Below are 2,172 nucleotides of genomic sequence, written 5' to 3'. Positions count from 1 at the left end.
CATTGAAATGAGAGGCTTGCGGCGCACGGGTTCTATGGAAAAGAGAGCTCCAAGCCGCCTCAAGCTGAAAAAGGGCCGCGCACTGCGCGGCCCTCATGCATTTTGCCGTCTGAATTCTCCAGGCTTCGTCTACGCCAGATAGTCCCAGGCGGTCTTCACGAAGAGGATGGCGAGCACCGTGAGAATGATGGGGCGCACGATCCTGCCGCCGTTCTTCATCACGAGGCCCGAGCCGATGTAGTGGCCCGTGATGCCGAAGCATCCGGCAAGGGCGCCGAGCACCCAGTCGACGTGGCCCGTGGCCGCGTAGAGCACGAGGGCGGCGATGCCGCTCGAGAAGTTGACGATCTTCATCTGGCCCGCCGCGTCGCGAACGCCGAGCTTGGCTGCTGCCGCAAAGCCGAGCAGCATGAAGGTGCCCGCGCCGGGACCGTAGAAGCCGTCATAGGCGCCGCAGGCAAAAGAGACGAGGCCGAGCATGAGCCAGCGCTTCTTCTGCTCCATCTCCTCGCCGTCGGGCGAGAGCGTCTTGTCGCGCATCACGAGGAAGGCCGCGACGGGAAGACAGAGCACGAGGATGATCTGGAAGACCGAGGGCGGCACCATGAGCGCGATGCGCGCGCCCACAAGGCTGCCCACAAAGGCGGAAAGGACGGGGACTACGGACATCTTCAGGTCGATGAAGCCGCCGCGGTAGAGGCGCACTGTCGAGATGGCCATGCCCATGGCGCTTGAAAGCTTGTTCGTGCCGATGGCCATGTGGGGCGGAACGCCCGCGAGCAGATAGCCCGGCAGCGTGATGAGCCCGCCGCCTCCCGCAATGGAGTCGACGAGGCCCCCCAGAAAGACGAGCGGGCAGACGATGAGCAGTGTGGTGAGATCGGGAAGCATGGCCTGAGCCTGAATATGAGGTCCGTTTTTGGTGGCAATTTCGAAATGGATGCGAAATTCTACTCTGCCCGCGCGACCCTCATGATCAGATCCGCGACTTTTTCGCGAATTCCCCTGCCATGCATCACTCGTTGAATTCAGGCCGCGACACGCGCCCTAGCGCCCTCGGAGGGCCGCTCGGCAAAGTTCCGCATGTGCATGGCCTGACATCCCAGGCGAAACGCGTGCGCCTTGAAAGCGGCAGCGCGCCGTGGCCTGACGCCGTGGCCTGAGTATAATTCCCATTTTGAGCGTGGGACAAGTGTTTCGAAACGACCAAGCAAAAGGAGGGAATTCGGATGCTGGATTTGTCTACGGCTCGGTTTGCTTTTCTGGGTTTCGGGAACATGGCCATGGCGATGGCCGACGGCACCGTCATCGATGCGCTCGAAGTGATAGAAACCCGTGCGAAGTTGAGGATGATTGATGGCGCATAATCTTTTGACTCGCCGCCGACTCATTGGCGCGGCGGGCCTCGGCATGGCCGGGATCGTGTCCGGGCCGCTTCGAGCGGCCGTCAAGCCCGCATTTCGCTGGCAGGACGAGGCGGCAGGCGCGGCGGCGCCGATTGCGGCCGCCTGTGTAAACCATCCATTCGTGAGGGGACTCGCCGATGGGTCGCTCTCCGAGGAGCGCTTTCTCTATTATCTCGGACAGAACATCCATTATCTCGTCAACTATCGCCGCGCTCTCTCGGCGCTCGCAAAGCGCCTGAAGAATCCCGCCCATCGCCGCCAGTTCGAGGCATGGGCCGAAGAGACGGCAGCGACGGAGCGCTATACGCGCGACTGCTTCATACGCGCGAACCCTAAGCAGCCCGACGTGCTTCCGATTTCGCCAACGACCCAACTCTACATGGGCTGGGAGGCACAGGCCGCAAGCTTTCTGCCCGTGCATGAGGCAGTCGGTGCGATGCTGCCGTGCTTTTGGAGCTACGGTGAGGTCGGCCGCTTTGTCGCGCGAACGAAGAAGACCGAGGACAATCCGTATGCCGAGTGGATCGCCGGCTACGGCGACCCGGCATATGCCGGTACTGTGGATCGCGCGATGGGAATTGGAAGCGAGATCGCCGAAACGCTCAAGACCGAAGAGCGCTTAGCCATGACGGCCGCATTCCTGCGGTCGAACCGCCTCGAATGGATGTTCTGGGATGCCGCCTGGCGCCTGGAAGCCTGGCCACCGATCCACTGAGATGCGGGCGTTCCACCCCGTCAATAACCCCCGCCTAAAGGCGGAGGCTTC

3 protein-coding genes are annotated in these 2,172 nt (G+C 62.3%); 2 read left to right on the top strand and 1 reads right to left on the bottom strand.

Translation table 11 applies throughout. The annotated features are described in order from the left end of the window. Positions 1-129: 129 nt before the first annotated feature. Positions 130-891 (bottom strand): sulfite exporter TauE/SafE family protein, encoded by a 762-nt coding sequence (locus HMPREF3036_RS09755; protein WP_062334090.1) that lies wholly within the window; start codon positions 889-891, stop codon positions 130-132. Between the two features lie 338 nt (positions 892-1,229). On the opposite strand from HMPREF3036_RS09755, the gene HMPREF3036_RS11985 reads away from it, so the two are divergent. Together HMPREF3036_RS11985 and HMPREF3036_RS09750 are read left to right on the top strand one after the other, a co-directional pair. Next, positions 1,230-1,367 carry a hypothetical protein gene (locus tag HMPREF3036_RS11985; RefSeq protein WP_156469816.1) on the top strand — a complete coding sequence of 46 codons (138 nt, stop codon included), beginning with the start codon at positions 1,230-1,232 and terminating at the stop codon, positions 1,365-1,367. A gap of 43 nt (positions 1,368-1,410) precedes the next feature. Next, positions 1,411-2,121 carry a TenA family protein gene (locus tag HMPREF3036_RS09750; protein ID WP_231853624.1) on the top strand — a complete coding sequence of 237 codons (711 nt, stop codon included), beginning with the start codon at positions 1,411-1,413 and terminating at the stop codon, positions 2,119-2,121. Positions 2,122-2,172: the final 51 nt, after the last annotated feature.

Origin of the sequence: Sutterella sp. KLE1602, from assembly GCF_001578585.1 — a bacterium.
Taxonomy (GTDB): Bacteria; Pseudomonadota; Gammaproteobacteria; order Burkholderiales; family Burkholderiaceae_F; genus Sutterella; species Sutterella wadsworthensis_A.
The sequence above is the reverse complement of the archived record's forward strand: the minus strand, read 5'-3'. Positions and strand labels throughout refer to the sequence as shown.